Consider the following 20,776-nt stretch of genomic DNA (forward strand, 5'->3'; position numbering starts at 1 on the left):
ACGCAGGCAATACTTCGCTAAAAATTGACGAAGGGCAAATTTTATTCGATTTTATATGCTAAGTGGCGCTTATTGATATAGATAATACCAATCAATACCAAATGAATCCGATGTATTCGGCATCATGAAAAGTATATCTTCCGTTACGTGAGGACGCTGTTTCTCTTGCGCAACGAAAAAGGGCGCCCGAAGGCGCCCCCAGGAATTGCCCGAGACGGCAGCGGATCAAACGTAGCGGTTGACCACGTTTTCCAGGAACTCCTGCCGGCCGGAGCGCGGCTGGGGATTGACGTTGCCGCCGAGCACATAGGCCTCCAGCGCTTCCAGCGAGGAGCCGCCGGAGAGGATTTTCTGTGCCTCAGACTTCTGCCAGCCGGCATAGCGCTCGGCGAGCGGGCCGGAGAGCGCCTTGTCCTCGATCATCTTCGCCGCCGCCTTCACGCCGCGTGCGCAGCAATCCATGCCACCGATATGGCCGATGAGCAGATCGGCCGGGTCGATGGACTGGCGGCGCAGCTTGGCGTCGAAATTGGTGCCGCCCGTGGTGAAGCCACCGCCGGCGAGGACCTGATAATAGGCCAGCGCCATTTCCGGCACATTGTTGGGGAACTGGTCGGTATCCCAGCCGGACTGGTAGTCGTTGCGGTTCATGTCGATCGAGCCGAAGATGCCGAGCGCATTGGCGAGCGCCAGCTCATGCTCGAAGGAGTGGCCGGCGAGGATGGCATGACCCTGCTCGATATTGAGCTTCACCTCGTTTTCCAGGCCGTACTTCTTCAGGAAGCCGTAAACCGTGGCGACATCGTAGTCGTACTGGTGCTTGGTCGGCTCCTGCGGCTTCGGCTCGATGAGGATCGCGCCCTTGAAGCCGATCTTGTGCTTGTACTCCACCACCATGTTGACGAAACGGCCGAGCTGGTCCAGCTCCTGGCCGAGATTGGTGTTGAGCAGGGTCTCGTAGCCTTCGCGGCCGCCCCAGAGCACGTAGTTGTCGCCGCCGAGGCGGTGCGTCGCGTCGATGCAGGTCTTCACCGTCGCAGCAGCGAAGGCGAAGACGTCCGGGTCCGGATTGGTCGCCGCACCGCCCATGTAGCGGCGGTTGGAGAAGAGGTTCGCCGTGCCCCAGAGCAGCTTGACGCCCGTCGCGGCCTGCTTTTCGGCGAAGTAGTCGACGATCTCATTGAGATTCTTCGTGTTTTCGACGAAGTCCTTGCCTTCCGGGCGCACGTCGGCATCGTGGAAGCAGTAGAAGGGCACGCCGAGAAGCTGGAAGAACTCGAAGGCGACATCGGCCTTCAGTTTCGCGGCCTTCATCGTATCCTCGAACCACGGGCGCTCGAAGGTCTGGCCGCCAAAGGGGTCGCCGCCCGGCCAGACGAAGGTGTGCCAATAGGCCACGGCAAAGCGCAGATGATCCTCCATGCGCTTGCCCATGACGATCTCGTCGGGATTGTAGTGACGGAAGGCGAGCGGATTGGTGCTCTCGGGACCTTCGTATTTGATCTTGGCGATATCGCCGAAGAAGCCGGTGGCCATGGATGTCTCCTCTTGGGTTCGTTGATCAGTAGGCGGCGCGGATCGCCGGATAGAGGCGGCGGTAGCGCTGATAGGCGTCCTCATAGGCGGCGGTGAGCGCGGCCTCGGGTTCGATGGTCTCGGCGGTGGCGGGTGCGGTCAACGCGTCTACCGGGTTCGCGCCGGTCGCGGCAATGAGGCCGAGGCGGGCGGCGCCGAAGGCCGCACCGAAATCGCCGTCAGCCGGCAGATCGACAGGCAGGTCCAGGGCCGTCGCGATGGACTTCAACCAGTAGCGCGAGCGCGAGCCGCCGCCGATGGCGGTGACGCGGGACAACCGCGTGCCGGCGGATTTCAGGGCTTCGAGATTGTCGCGGAGCGCAAAGGACACCCCCTCCAGCACTGCCTGCGTCAGAACCGGACGGCCGCTCTCGTGACCGAGACCGAGGAAGGCGCCACGGATGGCGGCATCGTTGTACGGCGTGCGCTCGCCCGAAAGATAGGGCAGGAAGGTCACGCTGGAGGGCGCTTTCAGCGCATCGCCGATTTCCTGCGTAAGGTCCGCGGCGGAAGCGCCGGTGACGCGGGAGTGCCAGTTGAGCGCATCGGTGGCGGAAAGGATGACGCCCATCTGGTGCCAGGTGCCCGGCAGCGCGTGGCAGAAGGCGTGCACGGCGCTTTCCGGGTTCGGCAGGTAGCTGGCATTGGCGGCGAAGAGCACACCGGACGTGCCCAGCGAAACGAAGGCCGTGCCCTCGCGCACCGTGCCCATGCCGCAGGCCGAAGCCGCATTGTCCCCGGCCCCGCCGGCAATGACGATACCCGCGCCGAGACCCCATTTCGCGGCAAGCTCGGCCCGCAGGATGCCGGCCGGTTCGGTTCCCTCGACGAGGCCCGGCATCTGCCGCTCGTCGAGATCGGTCGCGGCCAGCAATTCAGCGGACCACTTTCGCGCGCCGGTGTCGAGCCAGGAGGTGCCGGCGGAATCCGACATCTCGGAGAGATGCTCGCCGGCAAGCCAGAGGCGGAGATAATCCTTGGGCAGCAGCACCCGGCGAACCTTCGCGAAGATATCCGGCTCGTTGTTCTTCACCCAGGCCAGCTTGGGCGCGGTGAAACCGGGAAAGACGATGTTGCCGGTGATTTTTCTGAAGCGCGGATCGGCGTCGAGCGCGGCGGCCTCCCGGTGACTGCGGGTATCGTTCCACATGATGCAGGGGCGCAGCACCCGGTCATCAGCATCGACCAGCGTCGCGCCATGCATATGGCCGGAAAGGCCGATGCCGCGCACGGCCGAGAATTCGGCGGGATGGGCGGCGCGAAGGGCGGCGACCGCCTCCTCCGTCGCACGGATCCAGTCGGCCGGGTCCTGCTCCGACCAGCCGGCATGAGGCCGCGCGGTCACGACGTCCCTGCCGGAGGCCGAGCCGACGACCCGCTGGTCCGCATCGATCAGCATGGCTTTCACACCCGACGTGCCGAGATCGATCCCGAGATACATGTCTGCCTCCTAATTGTCCTCGTCCGGGCCGGCCGGGAGGTTGTCCTTGATGAAGATATCGAGACGGATGCGCTCCTGCGCGGCATTCACCGGCAGACCGTCCGCCTTGGCGCGCAGCACGCGGATGGCGCTCCGCACTTCATGGCCGGCATCCTGATTGAGCACGACATCGATGAAGCCGTCCCGCAGCGCCGCGCGGGTCTCGGCAGTGAGTTCGTGCACGATCACGCAGAGATCGCCCCTGTTCCCGACCGAAAGAGCCTCGACGAGGCCGCGATTGCCGGCGCCGAGGCTGTAGACGCCGGCAAGATCCGGCACATTGGCAAGGCAATCGGCGATCAGCCTGAGGGAGAGGTGCGGATCGTCCTGCCCTTCCAGCACGGGCAGGATGACGCGCGCTTCCAGCATCGCCGACATGGCGGCGAGAAAGCCTTCGAGGCGCTCGCCATGGTCGCGCACACGCATGGAACCGGCAAGCACGGCGACGGGACCGGGCCTTGCACCGAGGAAACGGCCCATCAGGCTGCCGGCGGTGCGGCCAGCGGCGATATTGTCGACGCCGACGAAATGATCGCGGCCGGAGCCGGCGAGGTCGGAAACGAGCGTGACGAAGGGAATGCCGGCTTCCTGCGCCCGGGCGATGGCGACGGAGACCTCCGGTGTATCCACCGCGACGGCCGCGATGCCCGCGACGTCGCCGGCAATCGCCGTGTCGATGGCCCTTGCCAGCGCCGCTCCATCGAAGGCGGGCACCGTCATCACGGAAAGCTGCGTGCGCTCGGCGGCGGAATGCAGGCCCGCCCGACGCACCTCCGCCTCAAGCCCGCGCATGAAGGGGTTGTCGCCTTCCGGCAGGATGAAGACGAGCGGATAGACCCGGCTCTTGGCAAGGTTCGCCGCCGCGACGTCCCGCACATAGCCGAGCGCCGCGATGGCCGCCTCCACCCTCGCGCGGGTGACGCCCCGCACGCCGGGCCGATCGTTCAGGACGCGATCGACCGTGGCGAGGCTGACGCCCGCCTTGGCGGCAATATCGTGCACCGTGGGTCTCATCGTTCCTCCGTGGCGAGACCCTTAGAGGAATTTTTGATGTACGTAAATCAGAAATTTTCACGATCGGCCTGGGGACCGTCTCCTCAGGGCTGGAGACGCTTGCTAAAGGCGTGAGTGAAGACGAGGTCGGCGGGGTTTTCACCGGCGCGCGCGAGCACGACATCCATGAATGCATCGGTGACGCGCACCAGCGCCAGACCGCCCATGAAGGCGGCGACGGGCTTGAAGATGTCATAGCCCTCGTGAGTGTAGATCATCGGCGTCGGGTGCTCGTGGCCGTGGAAGATGCCGACGACATTGTAGCCCTTGAGCGCGGCCAGCAGGCCGGCGCGCTCCTCCTCGCTCCACCAGTGCGCCGGGCCGGCGCCCGTGGCATCGAAGGTTTTTGCCGCCGGGTCCCAATGCTCGGTGGAGAAGCCGTCCCAGCCGTAATGCTGGAAGAGCACGACGGGCCGGCCGTCGGCGGCATAGGTGGCAAGGTCCTGCCTGAGCCAGGGCAGGCCGCTGATCGCGCCCCTGGTGTCGTCGCCGCCGAAGCGCTGGAGCTGAATGAGGTGCAGGCCGCCCCAGTCCCAGGAATAGTTGTCGGAATCGAGATCGTAGTTCGTCACCGGCACCGGCGCCTTGTAGAAGACGGTGGAGCGGTGGTTCAACTCGACATAGTCGCGCAGCTCGCGGCGATACCAGTCGACATGCGGCGGCACGCCGTCCTGGTCGAGATCGTGGTTGCCGAGGCCGTTATAGACAGGATAGTGCACCCGGTCCGGCCCGACGCCCTGCTGATAGCGGCTGGCGAACTGCTGGAGCTGCCGCCCCTCGCCCGGCACGCGCACCTGCCCGCCGCCATCGTCCGTCATGTCGCCACCGAGCACCAGGCCGAGCGGGGTCGCGATGGGCTTTCCGGCACCGGCAAGCCCGGTCGGCCTGCCGTCGATCTCCGCCGGCCAGAGGCGGCCGCCGACGCCGTTCAGCGCCGCGACATGGCGCAGCAGCGCCGCATCCGTCTTGCCCTCGTCGGCGCAATTCGGGCTGAGGCCGTCCGCGGAGACGAGGCAGGCATGCACATCGCAGGAAAACAGGAAGGTCGCGTCCGTCGCGGGGTGCTGCGCCCGGGCGATACCCCGGAAGAACGGAAAGGCCAGCGACAGCCCTCCGGCGGCGGTCAGAAAACGGCGGCGGGTGGGACTGAACGGCATGCGGGCCTCCGGGCATCGGTCACGCATCCATTCTGCGGACGGACCGGGGCCGCGGCAAGAGGCCCCGGCAACGGCTCAGTGCCCACCGCCCCCACCGACGCCCGACTGCGGCTTGCTGATCGCAAAGGCGCAGACGACGAGCGTCGCAAAGAGCGCCGTCAACAGCAAGAAGATATCGATGAAGGACAGGACATAGGCCTGTTGCTGCACCATGCCGGCCATCTGCTTGATGGCGATCGTCGAACCGTCGAGGCCGTGAGCGTCGAAATTCGAGGCGATGTTGCGGAGCTGCTCAACGGCCACCGGATTGCCCCACTGCACATGCTCGGAAAGGCGCAGGTAATGTTCCTGCGAGCGCTGGGTAAGGAGGGTGTTGATGACCGCAAGGCCCACGGCCCCGCCGAGATTGCGCATCAGGTTGAAGAGGCCCGACGCGTTGCGGATACGGTCCGGCGGCAGCGTGCCGAGCGCCACGTTGTTGATTGGCACCATGCAGATCATCAGAGAGACGCCGCGCAGGATCTGCGGCGCGAGCAGCTCGTAGAAGTCCCAGTCGGCGGTGAGCTGCGTCATCAGCCAGGTGCCGAGCGCAAAGCCGGCAAAACCGATCATCATCATGAAGCGCGGATCGAGCCGCGACGACATCATGCCGGCAATCGGCGCGGTGAAGAACATGGCGAGACCCGAGACGAACATGGTCTCGCCGATCATCAGCGAATCGTAGCCGCGGATATGCGCGAGGTAGAGCGGATAGAGATAGGTGAGGCCGTAAAGGCCGATGCCCATGACGAAGGAGAAGATCGAGCCGAAGGCGAAGTTGCGGTTGGAGAAGGCGCGCAGGTCCACCACGGGGAACGGCACCTTGAAGGCCCGCCAGAAGAACACCGTCGCGCCGACCACGATGGCGATGGTGCCCATCACGATATGTTCGTCGCTGAACCAGTCCTTGTTGTTGCCCTCTTCCAGCACATATTCGAGCGAGCCGAGGAAGACCGCCATGGAGGCGAGGCCCCACCAGTCGAAACGCTTCATCAGGCTGAATTCCGGCTTGTCGAAGTCGATCAGGTTGAAGGTGAGGACCGTGACGATGATGCCGGGGATGACGTTGACGAGGAACAGCCAGTGCCAGGAGAAGGCATGGCTGAGATAGCCGCCGACCGTCGGGCCGATGGTGGGGGCGAGCGTGGCGACGAGACCGATCATCGGCGAGACGACGGAGCGCTTCGAGGGCGGGAAGATGGTGAAGGCCGCCGCGAAGACCGAGGGAATCATGCCGCCGCCGATGAAGCCCTGGATGGCGCGATAGACGATCATCTGGTCGATATTCGTCGCGGTCGCGGCAAGGGCGCTGGCGATGGTGAAGCCGGCGGCGGAGAAGCTGAACAGGATGCGCGTGGACACGATGCGCGCCAGCGTGCCCGACAGCGGGATCATGATCACTTCGGCGATCAGGTAGGAGGTCTGCACCCAGGCGATCTCGTCCGCGCCCGCGCCGAGGCCGGCCTGGATTTCCGACAGTGAGGCAGAGACGATCTGGATGTCGAGGATCGACATGAACATGCCGAAGACCATCGCGAAGAACGCGACGACGCGGCGGACGGGAACCTTGTCGGACTGCGCGGGCGCGATGAAGGCGCCGGCTGTCGGTTGAGCGGTCGCGGCCATAGCCCGCGCTCCTTTACTGGAGAGACCTTACTGCGCGGGCGCCGTGCGGCTGTCGACCTCGACGACGACGCTGAGGCCGGCGCGCAGCTTGCCGCTGTCCAGGGCCTCCTTCGGCAGGGCGATACGGACCGGCACGCGCTGCGTGACCTTGGTGAAATTGCCCGTGGCGTTTTCCGCCGGCAGCAGCGAGAAGACCGAACCGGAGGCCGGCGCGATAGACTGCACCGTGCCGAGGATATCGTCATCCTCGTAGGCATCGACATGCAGGTGCACCTTCGAGCCGGGCACGAGATGGGCGATCTGCGTTTCCTTGAAGTTCGCCTCGACATAAAGCTCGGTCACCGGCACCAGCGCAGCAAGGCGCTGGCCGGCCGACACGAGGTCGCCGACCTGCACGGAGACATTGCCGACGATGCCGTCATAGGGCGCCTTCAGCACGGTGAAGCCGAGGTCGCGCACGGCCTTGTCGCGGGCAAGCTCCAGGGTGCGCACGGCGCTTTCGGATTCGGCGCGCTGGGCCTGAAGAACCGCGATATTCGCCTTGGCCGAAACGATATTGGCGTCCGCGCCGACGAGGTTGGCCCGGGCCTGGTCGAGCGCCACGCTGGCGCTGTCGAGCGAGGCGGCGGTGCCGACGGCCTTCGCGTTCAACTCCTTGGCGCGCTTCTCTGCCACTTCCGCGCCGCCGAGGGCGGCCTGATAGGCGGCCTTCTGGGCTTCGGCCTGGGCAAGGCTTGCCTTCGCGCCGTCGATCTGCGCGTCGATGCGGCCCAGCGCGAGCTTCTGCGTGGATATCTGGGCCTCGGCCTGCTCGCGGGCGAGACGGTAGTCGCCGTCGTCCAGCGTGACGAGCGGATCGCCGGCCTTGACCGTCTGGTTGGCAACGACGTTCACGGCCGCGACATAGCCGGAGACCTTGGGCGAGATGGAGGCGATGTCGCCCTCGATATAGGCGTCGTCCGTCGAGATCATGAAGCGGCCGTGCGTCCACCACTGGTAGCCGTACCAGCCGGCGGCGGCGAGCAACACGGCGCCCACCACCGGCAGCATCAGGCGACGGCCGCCCTTCTTCTTCTCAGGGGGGGCGACGGCTGCGACAGGCGCCGCTTCCGCAGGTTGCGCCTCGGCCGTCTCGGCTTCGAAATCATCGTTGACCGGACGAACCTTCGCCGTGCCGGCGCCGTGGGAAGTCGACATGCGCATGCCACCATTCTCTGAGGTAGATTTTCGAACTGAACCGTTCGGTTCGATTTGACATAGACCCATTTCTCCCGCATATCAAGAGTAAATCGAACCAGCCGGTTCGAAATGGTTCATGCGAGGTTTCGAACGCGAAAATGGAAATGCCGACGACCGAAGACCCGATGGCCGGCCCGCAGACGGGCCGCCGCGCCGCCGGAGAGGATCCCGCCAAGCGCGAGCAGATCCTCGACGGAGCAAAGCGTGTGTTCATGGAACAGGGCTTCGAGGCCGCCAGCATGAACGACATCACGCGCGCGGCCGGCGTTTCCAAGGGCACGATCTACGTCTATTTCGAGAACAAGGAAGACCTTTTCGGCTACATGATCGAGCGCGAGCGCGGCCGCATCACCGAAACGGTCCGCCATGCCCTCGACGGCAACAAGCCGATCGGCGAGACGCTGCACGGTTTCGGCACGCTCTTCGCCACGCACATGACGGCCGACCAGACGATCCGCGCCATGCGCATGGTCATCGCCGCCAACCATCGCCTGCCGACGCTCTGCAGCCGCTTCTTCTCCGCGACGCCGATCAACCCCGTCTCGGTGCTGCAAGACTATCTCGACCGGCAGGTCGCGGCCGGCATCCTCGTCTGCGACGACACCGCCCAGGCCGCCAAGCAGTACATCGAGTTGACGACCGTCGGCCTCTTCAAGCCGCGCATCTTCGGCTCCATGGAGGAAGTTCCCTCCCCCGCCGTCATCGAGAAGAACATCGCGTCCGCCATCCGAGTCTTCCTTGCCGCCTACGGCGCAAAGCCCTGAGAGCAGGCGGATCAGATGACGAAATCGTGATATGGCCGGCCAGCGCGCCCGGCCGGCTTGCCAGCGGCCGATTTCTGCATAAATACGGAAGTCCATTCTCCGCCGTATTCATGAAGGGAAAGACCGGATGGACAGCATTCTTGCGCTCATGCAAGACCCGGCCGCCTGGATCGCGCTCGTCACGCTCGTCGTGATGGAAGTCGTTCTCGGTATCGACAACCTCATCTTCATCTCGATCCTGACGAACAAGCTGCCCCCCGAGCACCGGGTCCAGGCCCGCCGCATCGGTATCGGCCTGGCGCTCATCATGCGCCTCGCGCTGCTCGGCACCATCGCCTGGATCGTCAAGCTCACCAATCCGGTCTTCGAGCTTTTCGGCCACGGTTACTCGTGGAAGGACATGATCCTGATCGCCGGCGGCCTCTTCCTCGTCTGGAAGGCGACCAAGGAAATCCACCACAATGTCGATCCCGTCGATCACAAGGAAGACATGGTGGGCGGCGCAGTCGCGACGAGCTTCGCATCCGCCATCGGCCAGATCCTGATCCTCGACCTCGTCTTCTCCATCGACAGCATCATCACCGCCGTCGGCATGACACCGCACCTGCCGATCATGGTCGTCGCGGTCCTTGCCGCCGTCACGGTCATGCTGCTGGCGGCAACCCCGCTCGCCAACTTCATCGAGCGCAACCCGACGATCGTCATGCTGGCCCTCTCCTTCCTTCTGATGATCGGCACGACGCTGATCGCCGAGGGCATGGGCTTCCATGTACCGAAGGGCTATATCTACGCCGCCATGGCCTTCTCGGCGCTCGTGGAAGTGCTGAACATCATCTCGCGCAACGCGCGGCAGAAGAGCAAGGACGCGGGCCACTGAAACCGGCACCGGCGGGGCAAAGGCCCCGCCGGTTTCGTTTTGAAAGCTTCCGAAGACGAGCCGGACGGGTGAGAAGCTCGACTGCCGTTTCGTTGGCCACGGGAAGAAACCGGAAAAATCCCCGCATTCTCCATCTCCGTCGCGTCCGGTTGACACGGCCCGCCTTCTCTTGGCAAACCTAAAGGCGGGTGGATTGTTCCGTGAAAGTTTTGGGGGTTGCGTCGTGCGCGGCGGAACCGGCAGGGCCTCAAGGGCATTCATGCCGAGCATAGCCCCCTCGCATGGACCGACATATGACCCTTGAGCAGACCTCCGCCTTCATCGTCATCGGGTTGATGATGGCGGCGTTCATCTGGGGAAGGTTCCGCTACGATCTCGTCGCCTGCTGTTCGCTGATTCTGGCGCTCGCCGTCGGCATCGTGCCTTTCGACAGGGCGTTTTCAGGATTTTCCGACGATATCGTCATCATCGTCGGCAGCGCCCTGATGGTGAGCGCGGCCGTCGCCCGCTCCGGCATCGTCAATCTCGCGGTCAAGCGCTTCTTCCCGAACCTCACCTCCGGGCGCAGCCAGCTCGCGCTGCTGCTGGTCTCGGTCGCGGTTCTCTCGGCCTTCATCAAGAATATCGGCGCGCTCGCCATCATGATGCCGCTCGCCTTCCAGTTCGCCCGCAAATCCGGCACGCCCGCCTCAAAATTCCTGATGCCGATGGCCTTCGCCGCCCTCCTCGGCGGCCTGATGACCCAGATCGGCACCTCGCCCAACATCGTCGTCTCGCGCCTTCGCCAGGAAATCACCGGCGAGAGCTTCACCATGTTCGACTTCACACCTGTCGGCGCGACGCTGACGGTGTGCGGCATCCTCTTCCTGCTGCTGTTCAACCGCATCGTGCCGGAACGCACCAACAAGAACGCCAGCATCGAGGAATCGCTGGAGGCGGCCGCCTATTCCTCCGACGCCACGGTGCTGGACGGCTCGCCCGCCATCGGCAAGTCTCTCAACGAGGTCCTGCGCAACGGCGACGGCGACGTCATCGCGACCTCCATCATCCGCGGCCATGTCCACTTGACCCCGCTGCCGGACGTGCGCCTGCTGGAAGACGATACGATCCTGATGGAAGGCACGGCCGGCGCGCTCGACAAGGTCGTCTCCGCCGCCGGCCTCACGCTCTCCGGCCGGCCGATCCGTGCCGGGCGCGGAGAGGCCGGCGAGATCAGCGCCATCGAGGCCGTCGTCGGCAACGAATCCCGCCTCATCGACATTTCCGCCCGCTCCATCGCGCTGTTCCATTCCTACGGCATCAACCTGCTCGCCGTCAGCCGGCAGGGCCAGCGCCTGCGCGAAAAGCTCTCCGAGGTGCGCCTTCGCCCCGGTGACGTGATCGTGGTGCAAGGCAACAACCGCACGCTGCCGACTCTGCTGCCCGAACTCGGCCTGCTGCCCCTCGCCCAGCGCGAAATCCTGCTCGGCGCGCCGCGCAAGGCGATCATCCCGGTTCTGGTGCTGATCGCGGCCATGGCCTCCACTGCGCTCGGCCTCGTGCCGGTCGCGACAGGCTTCTTCGCCGCTGCAGTCGCCATGGTGCTGTTCCGCGCCGTGCCGCTGCGCGAGGCCTATGCGGCGCTGGACGGGCCGATCCTCGTGATGCTCGCCGCGCTCATCCCCGTTTCCGACAGCCTGCGCACGACGGGCGCGAGCGAACTCATCGCCGGCTGGCTCGGCGCCATCGCGGTGCACCTGCCTCCCTTCGGCGCGCTGGCGCTCATTCTGCTGACCGCCATGGCGGTGACACCCTTCCTCAACAATGCCGCGACGGTGCTTGTGATGGCGCCCATCGCCGCGAGTTTCGCAAGCGCGCTGCACTACAAGCCGGAGGCCTTCCTGATGGCCGTGGCGATCGGCGCGGGCTGCGACTTCCTCACCCCCGTCGGCCACCAGTGCAACACGCTGGTCATGGGCCCGGGCGGCTACAAATTCGCCGACTATCCGCGCGTCGGCCTGCCGCTTTCGTTCCTCATCGTCATCGTCAGCGTGCCGGCGCTGCTCGCCGTCTGGCCGGTGCAGTAGGCGGAGCCTGAGTTTTTCTTGACGCGCCGGGCTGAATATGGTCTCACCCAGCCCAATGGATAGCCTTTTGCCGCCATTCGAAACGGCGAGAAACCGGGCTCTCCCCTCCTGAAATGTCAAGACAGGCCCAACCCATGAGCACTTCCGGCGTTCGCGTCCGCATCGCACCCTCTCCGACCGGCGAGCCGCATGTCGGCACCGCCTATATCGCGCTGTTCAACTACCTCTTCGCCAAGAAGAACAACGGCACCTTCATCCTGCGCATCGAGGATACGGACGCCACGCGTTCGACGCCGGAATTCGAGCAGAAGGTGCTGGACGCGCTGAAATGGTGTGGCCTGGAATGGTCGGAAGGCCCTGATATCGGCGGCCCCTACGGTCCCTACCGCCAGTCCGACCGCAAGGACATCTATCGTCCCTATGTCGACAAGATCGTCGCGAACGGCCACGGCTTCAAGTGTTTCTGCACGCCCGAGCGGCTGGAGCAGATGCGCGAGGCGCAGCGCGCCGCCGGCAAGCCGCCGAAATACGACGGCCTGTGCCTCCACCTTTCCGCCGAGGAAGTGACGAAGCGCGTCGACGCCGGCGAGCCGCATGTCGTGCGCATGAAGATCCCGGCCGAGGGCTCGTGCAAGTTCGTCGACGGCGTCTACGGCCCGGTGGAGATTCCGTGGGATGCGGTCGACATGCAGGTCCTGCTGAAGGCCGACGGCATGCCGACCTACCACATGGCGAACGTGGTCGACGACCACATGATGAAGATCACCCATGTGGCGCGCGGCGAGGAATGGCTCGCCTCGGTGCCCAAGCACATCCTCATCTATCAATATCTCGGCCTCGAGCCGCCGGTCTTCATGCACCTGTCGCTGATGCGCAATCACGACAAGTCGAAACTCTCGAAACGCAAGAACCCGACCTCGATCTCCTACTATTCGGCGCTCGGCTACCTGCCGGAAGCGCTGATGAACTTCCTCGGCCTGTTCTTCATCCAGATATCCGAAGGCGAAGAACTGCTGACCATGGATCAGCTCGCCGAAAAGTTCGACCCGGAGAACCTTTCCAAGGCCGGTGCGATCTTCGACATCCAGAAGCTCGACTGGCTGAACGGCCGGTGGCTGCGCGAGCAGCTCACGGAAGAAGACTTCATGCAGCGCGTGCTGGAATGGGCGATGGAGAACAACCGCATCCGCGACGGCCTGAAGCTGTCGCAGTCGCGCATCTCCAAGCTCGGCGAGCTGCCGGACCTTGCCGGCTTCCTGCTGAAGTCGGACCTCGGCCTGACGCCGGAAGCCTTCGCCAAGGTGAAGTCGACGCCGGAAGAGATTCTGGAAGTGCTGAACCAGGTGCAGCCGGACCTCGAAAAGATGCCGGAATGGACCGTCGAGAGCATCGAGGCGGAACTGCGCGCCAGCGCCGACCGGCTCGGCAAGAAGCTCAAGGTCGTGGTGGCCCCGCTCTTCGTCGCCGTCTCCGGCTCGTCGCGCTCGCTGCCGCTCTTCGACTCGATGGCCATCCTCGGCCGCTCCGTCGTGCGCCAGCGCCTGAAGGTCGCCGCGCAGGTCGTGGCCTCCATGGTCGGCAGCGGAAAGTAAGGAACGAACAAGAATGAACGACAAGACAGAAACCGCCCTCTCCTCCGACCCGACGGAAGTCCGCCGCCAGAAGCTCGCCCAGCTGCGCGAAACGATCGGCGATGTCTATCCGGCGCATTTCCACCGCACGATGACCAATGCGGAGCTTGCGGAAAAGTACGAGGGCCTGGAGCTCGACACGGAGAGCGGCGACATCGTGACCGTCGCCGGCCGCGTCTATTCCTCGCGCAATTCCGGCATGTTCATGGATATCCATGACGCCTCGGGCAAGATCCAGATCTTCAGCCACAAGGACACGACGCCGGAGGAGGCCCGCAACCTGCTGCCGATGATCGACCTCGGCGACATCATTGGCGTGACCGGCGCGGTGCGCCGCACCAAGCGCGGCGAACTGACGATCAATGCCCATGAGATCGTCATGCTGACGAAGTCGCTTCTTCCCATGCCGGAGAAGTGGAATGGCATTGCCGACATCGAGATCCGCTATCGCAAGCGCCACCTCGATATCATGAGCAACGAAGAGTCCAAGCTTCGCTTCCAGCAGCGCTCGAAGATCGTTTCCGGCATCCGCCGCTTCATGGAGAACGACGGCTTCATGGAAGTCGAGACTCCCATGCTGCATTCGGTCTATGGCGGCGCGACGGCCGAGCCCTTCAAGACGCACCACAACACGCTGAAGCTGGACATGTTCCTGCGCATCGCGCCGGAACTGTTCCTCAAGCGCACGCTGGTCTCCGGCCTCACCGACAAGGTATTCGAGATCAACCGCAACTTCCGTAACGAGGGCGTGTCGACCCGGCACAATCCCGAATTCACGATGATGGAGTGCTACTGGGCCTATGCCGACTACGAGGACATCATGGACCTCGTGGAACGCCTCTTCGCCGAGCTTGCGGTGAAGATCCACGGCTCGACGGAATTCGCCTATGGCGACAAGGAAATCTCCTTCAAGGGCCCGTTCAAGCGCGTGCCGATGCCCGATGCGGTGAAGGAAGTAACCGGCATCGACTTCCTCGCCATCAAGACGGACGAGGAAGCCCGCGCCGCCGCCAAGGCTGCCGGCTTCGAGATCGAGAAGGACTGGACCTGGGGCGAATGCCTAGCCTTCATCTTCGAGGAGAAGGTCGAGCCGACGCTGATCCAGCCGAGCCACGTCACGCATTTCCCGAAGGACATCTCGCCCTTCGCCAAGGAAGTGCCTGGCGAGCCGCGCCTCGTCGAGCGTTTCGAGACCTATTGCAACACCTGGGAACTCGGCAACGCCTTCTCCGAGCTGAACGACCCGGAAGAGCAGCGTGCCCGGATGGTCGAGCAGCTCGAGCAGGCCCATGCCCGCGGCGAGAAGGCCAAGCAGCTCGATGACGAATTCCTCGACGCCATCGACCAGGGCATGCCGCCTGCCGGCGGCCTCGGCATCGGCGTCGATCGCCTGATCATGCTCTTGACCAACGCACCGTCGATCCGCGACGTCATCCTCTTCCCGGCACGCCGGGCGAAGGCGGACTGAGGGTTTCCCCTTTCGGTCGAAAAATCGAAGCCCCCGCTACCGGCCGGTAGCGGGGGCTTTTCCGTTCAAGCCTCGATCTGCACATCCCCGATGGGCCGCGAGCAGCAGGCAAGGATGTAGCCTTCATCGATCTCGTCATCGAGGATGCCGCCATTGTGGCGCATGTCCACCTCGCCCGAAACCTTCATCACCCGGCAGGTGCCGCAGAGACCGCCCTCGCAGGCCGCGCCGATTCGCACGCCGGCGGAACGGGCCGTCTGCAGGATCGTCTGGCCGGGCGGACACTTGGCCTCCTTGCCGGCCATGGTGAAGGTGACGGTGGCGACGGCGTCGGCCTCCTGCTCGCCCGCACCGGCACGGATGGCGATCTCCTCCGGCGCAGGCGCGGCGGCCGGCTGGAAGCTTTCCTCGTGGTAGCGGTCCATGTCAAAGCCGCAGACCTTCAGCATGTCGCGCACGCCGCGCATGAACGGCTCGGGACCGCAGCAGAAGACGGTGCGCTCGCGGAAATCGGGCGCGAGCAGCGAGAGGCGGGCGGCGTCGATGCGGCCCGTGAGTCCATGCCAGCCGTCGCGCGGGTTGCGGCCCTCGACGACGAAGCCGAGCGCGAGGTTCGGCATATGGGCGGCGAGGCATTCGAGTTCGGCCTTGAACAGAATATCCTCGGGCTGGCGGGCGCAGGTGATGAAGGCCACGCTGGATTGCGGGGCGCAATCCGCCATCCAGCGTGTCATCGACATCATCGGCGTGACGCCGGAGCCGGCCGAGATGAAGAGGTATTTTTCCGCCGGATAGCGCACGAAGGAGAAATCGCCGAGCGGACCGAACGCCTTCAGCCTCATGCCGGGACGCAGGTTCTCGAACATCCAGCGGGTGCCGATGGAATTTTTCTGCGCCTTCACCGTCACGGAGACGGCGAAGGGGCGCGAAGGCGTCGAGGAGAGCGTATAGGTGCGCATGACCGGCTCATCCACAGAGACCGGCAGCTCCAGCGTGACGAACTGTCCCGGCAGATACCGGAACCAGTTCTTCTGGTCGGAGCGGAACGTGAAGGTCATCACGTCCGCCGTCTCCACGGTGGCGGCGATGCATTCCAGGAGATTGTGCCGGTCGTGCCAGGGATGAAGTTCGTCGAAATGGTGGAAGGAACCTGCCGCCGTCATGTCAGGCCACCTTGACGAGCGGCTTCTTCACGCCGTCCAGCCGCTCGATCATGAAGTTCGCATACCATTCGACGAACTGCATGACGCCGCCCTCGTCCTCCAACGAATAGGGACCGGGCTGGTAGGCGGGCGAGCGGATGCCGAAGGCATTCTCCTCGACGATACGGCGATCCTGGTCGTTGGTCTCGGTCCAGACATGGGTAAGCTCGTCGAGACGGTAGTCCACGCCTTCCACCGCATCCTTGTTGACGAGCCACTTGGTCGTGACCTGCGTCAACTCCGGGCCAAGCGGCAGGACGCGGAAGGTGACGGCATGATCGGCGAGCACATGGTTCCATGTCGTCGGATAGTGGAAGAGCAGCAGCGTACCGATGCCGCTTTCCAGGACATCGCCGGACAGCGGGCGGCTGACAGCGCGCGCGCCGGACATGGTGTAGCTCTCCGCCCCCTCGATAAGCGGCATGCGAGCGGCGCGGAACTGGCCGCACGGAGACAGGCGGAACTCGCTCGGCAGGCCGGCAGCCTCGCACTTTTCCCAATGCACGGCGATGACCGGGTCGTCCTTGGCGCCCTGCACGCCGGCGACGCTCGGCGCTTCGGGGAAGGTGCGGCAAAGCTCGGGATGGTTGGCCGCACAGTGATAGCACTCGCGGTTGTTTTCCCAGACGAGCTTCCAGTTGCCCTTCTCGACAATGGTGCTTTCGAAGGCGACCTTGGTCTCGCCGAGGCGGTGACGGGCGAGATAGGGTTCCGCCATCGCGCGGAACGGCGCGAAATCGGGAGCCTCGTCGGCAAGGCAGATGAAGATGTAGCCGCCGACAGTCTCGCAATGAACTTTCTTCAGGCCGTGCTGCGTCCTGTCGAAATCCTCGGCCATATGGCGGGCGAAGAGCAGCGAACCGTCGAGTTCGTAGGTCCACTGGTGATAGGGACAGACGAGCTTGGCCGAACTGCCCTTGTGCTGCGTGCAGACGCGCGAGCCGCGGTGGCGGCAGGAATTGTGCAGGGCGCGCACCGTGCCCGTCCGGTCGCGGGTGATGACGACGGGATAATCACCGACCTGCACGGTGAAATAATTGCCGGCCTTCGGCACCTCGCAGTCATGGCCGATGAACAGCCAGTCGCGATACCAGATCGTCTCCAGGTCCAGCTTGTAGTGATCGGGATCGATATAGAAGGCCTGCTCGAGGCTGTAGCCCTCGCGCCGGTTCTTGAGCTTGCGGAGCACGTCGCTGCGAATGTCCATGGCGGTTCCTCAGTAAATTTGCCGAGGCGCGCGAAAGGAGACGGTATCCGGGCATGAAATGCCCGGAAGTACACGTTTCCCGGCCGCCCGCCGCAGCCAGTCACAATCGTTCTCCAGGCTGGTTTCCGGGCTGAGGAGCGTCCCATCGGACGGGCAGCGCCTTCCCGGACAACCGTCCAGTGGCCTTCTGCTGCACCTTGACTCCAACACCGTTGCGGGGGCAGCGCCGGACTTCAACCGGCTTCCCAATTATCCGCCACCATCGGCAACGGCACCTTGAGCGTCTCCATCTAAGCGCAGGTTTCGACGTATCGCATGCCAGAAAGCGACACGCTTTCATGATTTGACGACAGTCAAATACAAGCGCCCCTCAGGCGCAGATCTTTATTTTATCCATATATATCAATCTGATATATACCTCCTTGCAGCCATATTCCCATTCCGCGGCGCAAAGCACACGCAACGCCTCCCCTTGTCATATTGCGACGAATACGACCTGTCGGAGAAATGGGGGCCGAACCGAAAGGAATGATTAACGACGTTTTCATAAGCTTTCGGGCGATCCGGGCGCGAGGATGGAGTGCCGAGGCGTGCAGCAGCAGACGAAATTCCGATATTACGACGCCGTCGCCTTCAAGCGCGCAAACCCGCCGAAAGCGGCAGCCCATACCGAATTCCTGCGCACCGGCCGCATCGAGCGCGCCGTCTCGTGGAGTCCCAGCGAGAAACGCTATCTCAGCTACCAGGAGGTCGCCGAGCGCACGGGGCGCAGGCTGGAGCAGGCGGGCAACGTCACCCACGAGCGCATCAACGGCTTCCACCGCTCCATCCAGTTTCCCAAGCTCGTCTTCCACCGCACGCTCGCCGAGACGCCGCATCTCGGCTACTGCCATATCACGGTGGCCAATTCCCGCTTCGCCGAGTTCGAGAATGTGCAATGGGCCTTCTACATGGCCAATTTCCTCGCCGAGATCGGCGATGAGGAGCAATTCTTCGCGGGCATTTCCCGCAAGCCGGGCCGCATGTATTTCGCCATCGCCATCGCGCCGACGGAAGAGGAAGGCCGCCTCAAGATCGACCGCACGGTGCGCGGCAACGGCGTGATCTTCCGTACGGACGACCCCAGGCTCGCCATGAAGAACGTGCTTCTGCTCGGCACCCGCAACGAGGCGCTGCGCAAGGTCATCCGTGCGCTGTAACGCGCGATCGCCGGCTCAAGCCCGGTAGAGCATCCATTCCCGACCGGCCGGCACCTCGTCGCCGCGCCCGTAGACGACCACCTGATCGCCGCCGGCGCTCTTGGCTTCGGCAAGCGCGCGCTCGCAGGCCGAGGCAAGGTCGAGGGCGCTGTCCGCGCGGTCCGCCATGCAGACGCCGGCCGACAGGGTGAGATGACCGAGATTGCGGCCGGTGCGCGGATCGCGCAGCGCCATCGTCTGGAAGGTCGCGCGCAGGAGATCGATCAGCCGCGTCACCTCGCTCTCGTCGGAGGTGTCGAACAGGAAGCCGAAGCGCAGCCCGTCGAAACGCACCGCAAGGTCGCTCGACGGGAAGGCCTGGCGGATGAGGCCGCCATAGAACGAAACGAGGTGCTCAGAAAGAGCTTCCATCTGCCCCGGCGAGAAACGGCGCTCGGCGTCGATCTCGGCGACGGCGACGCCGCAGAGCAGCGGCAGTTCCGGATTGGCGTAGACGCGGGCAAGCGCCTTGTTGAAGGCGCGGCGGTTGCCGAGCTTCGTGGCCGGGTCGGTGAACTTCATCGCCTCGAAATCGGCCATCTCCTTCTGGATGCCTTCCACGGCGGCGGATTGCGCGGCGACCTTCTGCGCCATTGCCGCCGTATGGGTGACGCGCGCCTCCGTCGCCCGCTGCAGGGCCTCTAGCGAGCTGCCGAGCGTGCCGCCTGCATCGCGGATGACCTGCGAGGCCTCGCCGATCAGGCGGCCGTAGTCGTTGAGCGAGGAACGTTCCTGGCTCAGAAGGTCCATGAAGTTGCTCATCTCGCTGCTGATCGCGCCCACCGAGCGCTGCAAGACGCTCGCCTCATGCTGATGCGGCAGGTATTTGCGGCCAAGCTCGTCGAGGGCGGCCTGCGTCTTGAACTTGCCGAGGGCGATGAAATCACGCACCAGATCCGGGTTGCCGCCGGCATAGGCCTCGTAGACCAGCTCGTAGTTGCGCGGCAGGCCGTCGATGCCCATCTGTTTCATCGCCATCGCGATGCGCAGGGTTATGTCGGTCGTGGAGGATTTCTTGTGAGCCATCGGTGGGACCTGTCTGCGTGTTGTCCCCTTTTGTAACAGGCCGGTCTTTCCGCCGGTCTAATCCGATCGTTCGAATTTTAGACAATCGCGCAGCCCTTGGCATTTGCCGGCAATGCCCTGTAAAGGAAGCCGAACGCGACGGAAGGACGACATGGCCGATATCGTGGATACACGCACGGATGCGCAGACGGCGCTGGCGCGCGCCTGTGAAACCCTCGGCCGCGGCGTGCCCGTCGCCATCCCCACCGAGACCGTCTACGGCCTTGCCGCCGACGCCACCGATCCGCGCGCCATCACCCGCATCTACGAGATGAAGGGCCGCCCGCGCTTCAATCCGCTGATCTGCCATATGGCCGATCTCGCCATGGCGGAGCGGCACGCCGTCTTCGATCCCCTGTCGCGCCGCATCGCCGAGACCTTCTGGCCCGGCCCGCTGACGCTTGTCCTGCCCATCCGGCCGGAAAGCGCCATCCATCCCCTGGCGCGCGCCGGGCTGGACACGGTGGGCATCCGCGTGCCGACAGGCATCGCCAGCCGCCTGCTCGCCGCCTTTGACCGCCCCCTCGCCGCCCCGAGCGCCAACACGTCCGGCCGCATCAGCCCGACCACCGCGCAGCATGTCGCCGACGATTTCGGCGCAAAGCTGGAACTGGTGCTCGACGGTGGGCCGGCGACGGTCGGTCTCGAATCCACCATCCTCAAGGTCGACGGGGAAACGATCCGGCTGCTGCGCCCCGGCGGCCTCGATGCCACCGAGGTCGAGCGCGTCGTCGGCCGCCCGGTCCTGCGCAATGAAAAAGCCGGCGCGGCCATCGAGGCCCCCGGCATGCTCGCCTCGCACTATGCGCCCGATGCGCCTGTGCGACTCGACGCCGAGGAGGTCCGCCCCGGCGAGGCGCTGATCCGTTTCGGCGGCAAGGTGCTGCCCGGCGAGGCGGAGGCCGCGCTGGTGCTGGACCTCAGCCCCGACGGAAACCTTGCGGAAGCCGCCGCCAATCTCTTCGGCTTCATGAAGCGGGCCGACGCGACGGGCGCTCGCTCCATTGCCTTCTCCCCGATCCCCGCGACGGGCCTCGGGGAAGCAATCAACGACCGGCTGCAGCGGGCCGCCGCTCCCCGGAGCTAGGA

Annotated in this window: 16 protein-coding genes and 1 riboswitch; of the genes, 7 read left to right on the top strand and 9 right to left on the bottom strand. The window is 64.7% G+C overall.

The window, feature by feature from the left end; genetic code table 11:
- Positions 1–225: 225 nt before the first annotated feature.
- The 6 genes from xylA to MOE34_RS15240 form a co-directional block, all read right to left on the bottom strand.
- A complete protein-coding gene (gene xylA / locus MOE34_RS15215; protein WP_242218172.1) occupies positions 226–1,536 on the bottom strand; it encodes a xylose isomerase in 1,311 nt (436 codons plus the stop codon).
- A 25-nt stretch (positions 1,537–1,561) separates the two neighbouring features.
- Complete coding sequence (xylB, locus tag MOE34_RS15220; RefSeq protein WP_242218174.1) at positions 1,562–3,016, bottom strand: xylulokinase; 1,455 nt, start codon at positions 3,014–3,016, stop codon at positions 1,562–1,564.
- Positions 3,017–3,025: 9 nt separating this feature from the next.
- Positions 3,026–4,069 carry a LacI family DNA-binding transcriptional regulator gene (locus MOE34_RS15225; protein WP_242218176.1) on the bottom strand — a complete coding sequence of 348 codons (1,044 nt, stop codon included), beginning with the start codon at positions 4,067–4,069 and terminating at the stop codon, positions 3,026–3,028.
- An 83-nt stretch (positions 4,070–4,152) separates the two neighbouring features.
- Positions 4,153–5,265 (bottom strand): metallophosphoesterase, encoded by a 1,113-nt coding sequence (locus MOE34_RS15230; protein ID WP_242218178.1) that lies wholly within the window; start codon positions 5,263–5,265, stop codon positions 4,153–4,155.
- A gap of 75 nt (positions 5,266–5,340) precedes the next feature.
- A complete protein-coding gene (locus tag MOE34_RS15235) occupies positions 5,341–6,930 on the bottom strand; it encodes a DHA2 family efflux MFS transporter permease subunit (RefSeq protein WP_242218180.1) in 1,590 nt (529 codons plus the stop codon).
- 27 nt (positions 6,931–6,957) lie between these two features.
- The gene (locus MOE34_RS15240) at positions 6,958–8,127 is read right to left on the bottom strand and encodes an HlyD family secretion protein (protein WP_242218183.1); all 1,170 of its coding nucleotides are present in this window, start codon (positions 8,125–8,127) and stop codon (positions 6,958–6,960) included.
- A 146-nt stretch (positions 8,128–8,273) separates the two neighbouring features.
- Between MOE34_RS15240 and MOE34_RS15245 the strand changes: the two genes are divergently transcribed.
- The 5 genes from MOE34_RS15245 (at position 8,274) to lysS (ending at position 14,975) form a co-directional block, all read left to right on the top strand.
- Positions 8,274–8,933, top strand: a complete 660-nt coding sequence (locus tag MOE34_RS15245) for a TetR/AcrR family transcriptional regulator (protein WP_242218185.1) — start codon at positions 8,274–8,276, stop codon at positions 8,931–8,933.
- A gap of 127 nt (positions 8,934–9,060) precedes the next feature.
- A complete protein-coding gene (locus MOE34_RS15250) occupies positions 9,061–9,810 on the top strand; it encodes a TerC family protein (RefSeq protein ID WP_242218187.1) in 750 nt (249 codons plus the stop codon).
- A gap of 293 nt (positions 9,811–10,103) precedes the next feature.
- Complete coding sequence (locus MOE34_RS15255; protein ID WP_242218189.1) at positions 10,104–11,876, top strand: SLC13 family permease; 1,773 nt, start codon at positions 10,104–10,106, stop codon at positions 11,874–11,876.
- A gap of 134 nt (positions 11,877–12,010) precedes the next feature.
- Positions 12,011–13,468, top strand: coding sequence for a glutamate--tRNA ligase (gene gltX / locus MOE34_RS15260; RefSeq protein ID WP_242218191.1), 1,458 nt, complete (start codon positions 12,011–12,013; stop codon positions 13,466–13,468).
- Positions 13,469–13,481: 13 nt separating this feature from the next.
- Positions 13,482–14,975 carry a lysine--tRNA ligase gene (lysS, locus tag MOE34_RS15265; RefSeq protein WP_242218193.1) on the top strand — a complete coding sequence of 498 codons (1,494 nt, stop codon included), beginning with the start codon at positions 13,482–13,484 and terminating at the stop codon, positions 14,973–14,975.
- Between the two features lie 65 nt (positions 14,976–15,040).
- Here lysS and MOE34_RS15270 read toward each other — a convergent pair whose 3' ends face one another.
- Together MOE34_RS15270 and MOE34_RS15275 are read right to left on the bottom strand one after the other, a co-directional pair.
- On the bottom strand, positions 15,041–16,138 hold the full coding sequence (locus MOE34_RS15270; RefSeq protein ID WP_242218195.1) for a hybrid-cluster NAD(P)-dependent oxidoreductase: 1,098 nt from the start codon (positions 16,136–16,138) through the stop codon (positions 15,041–15,043).
- Between the two features lies 1 nt (position 16,139).
- Entirely contained in the window at positions 16,140–17,384 is a 1,245-nt protein-coding gene (locus MOE34_RS15275; protein ID WP_242218196.1) for an aromatic ring-hydroxylating oxygenase subunit alpha, read from the bottom strand.
- Positions 17,385–17,483: 99 nt separating this feature from the next.
- A riboswitch (cobalamin riboswitch) is annotated at positions 17,484–17,678 on the bottom strand.
- 296 nt (positions 17,679–17,974) lie between these two features.
- On the opposite strand from MOE34_RS15275, the gene MOE34_RS15280 reads away from it, so the two are divergent.
- On the top strand, positions 17,975–18,583 hold the full coding sequence (locus MOE34_RS15280; protein WP_242218198.1) for a DUF6656 family protein: 609 nt from the start codon (positions 17,975–17,977) through the stop codon (positions 18,581–18,583).
- A gap of 15 nt (positions 18,584–18,598) precedes the next feature.
- On the opposite strand, the gene MOE34_RS15285 is transcribed toward MOE34_RS15280, so the two are convergent.
- The gene (locus MOE34_RS15285) at positions 18,599–19,648 is read right to left on the bottom strand and encodes a diguanylate cyclase domain-containing protein (protein ID WP_242218200.1); all 1,050 of its coding nucleotides are present in this window, start codon (positions 19,646–19,648) and stop codon (positions 18,599–18,601) included.
- Positions 19,649–19,799: 151 nt separating this feature from the next.
- On the opposite strand from MOE34_RS15285, the gene MOE34_RS15290 reads away from it, so the two are divergent.
- Positions 19,800–20,774 (top strand): L-threonylcarbamoyladenylate synthase, encoded by a 975-nt coding sequence (locus MOE34_RS15290; protein WP_242218202.1) that lies wholly within the window; start codon positions 19,800–19,802, stop codon positions 20,772–20,774.
- Positions 20,775–20,776: the final 2 nt, after the last annotated feature.

Origin of the sequence: Shinella zoogloeoides (assembly GCF_022682305.1) — a bacterium.
Lineage (GTDB): Bacteria > Pseudomonadota > Alphaproteobacteria > Rhizobiales > Rhizobiaceae > Shinella > Shinella zoogloeoides_B.

Excerpts from the sequence above, each read along its gene's own strand:
- MOE34_RS15235 (WP_242218180.1), bottom strand. The coding sequence starts at position 6,930 with ATGGCCGCGACCGCTCAACCGACAGCCGGCGCCTTCATCGCGCCCGCG.
- MOE34_RS15225 (WP_242218176.1), bottom strand. The coding sequence starts at position 4,069 with ATGAGACCCACGGTGCACGATATTGCCGCCAAGGCGGGCGTCAGCCTC.
- MOE34_RS15230 (WP_242218178.1), bottom strand. The coding sequence starts at position 5,265 with ATGCCGTTCAGTCCCACCCGCCGCCGTTTTCTGACCGCCGCCGGAGGG.
- MOE34_RS15245 (WP_242218185.1), top strand. The coding sequence starts at position 8,274 with ATGCCGACGACCGAAGACCCGATGGCCGGCCCGCAGACGGGCCGCCGC.
- xylB (WP_242218174.1), bottom strand. The coding sequence starts at position 3,016 with ATGTATCTCGGGATCGATCTCGGCACGTCGGGTGTGAAAGCCATGCTG.
- MOE34_RS15290 (WP_242218202.1), top strand. The coding sequence starts at position 19,800 with ATGGCCGATATCGTGGATACACGCACGGATGCGCAGACGGCGCTGGCG.
- MOE34_RS15255 (WP_242218189.1), top strand. The coding sequence starts at position 10,104 with ATGACCCTTGAGCAGACCTCCGCCTTCATCGTCATCGGGTTGATGATG.
- lysS (WP_242218193.1), top strand. The coding sequence starts at position 13,482 with ATGAACGACAAGACAGAAACCGCCCTCTCCTCCGACCCGACGGAAGTC.
- MOE34_RS15275 (WP_242218196.1), bottom strand. The coding sequence starts at position 17,384 with ATGGACATTCGCAGCGACGTGCTCCGCAAGCTCAAGAACCGGCGCGAG.
- MOE34_RS15270 (WP_242218195.1), bottom strand. The coding sequence starts at position 16,138 with ATGACGGCGGCAGGTTCCTTCCACCATTTCGACGAACTTCATCCCTGG.
- MOE34_RS15240 (WP_242218183.1), bottom strand. The coding sequence starts at position 8,127 with ATGTCGACTTCCCACGGCGCCGGCACGGCGAAGGTTCGTCCGGTCAAC.
- xylA (WP_242218172.1), bottom strand. The coding sequence starts at position 1,536 with ATGGCCACCGGCTTCTTCGGCGATATCGCCAAGATCAAATACGAAGGT.
- MOE34_RS15250 (WP_242218187.1), top strand. The coding sequence starts at position 9,061 with ATGGACAGCATTCTTGCGCTCATGCAAGACCCGGCCGCCTGGATCGCG.
- MOE34_RS15285 (WP_242218200.1), bottom strand. The coding sequence starts at position 19,648 with ATGGCTCACAAGAAATCCTCCACGACCGACATAACCCTGCGCATCGCG.
- gltX (WP_242218191.1), top strand. The coding sequence starts at position 12,011 with ATGAGCACTTCCGGCGTTCGCGTCCGCATCGCACCCTCTCCGACCGGC.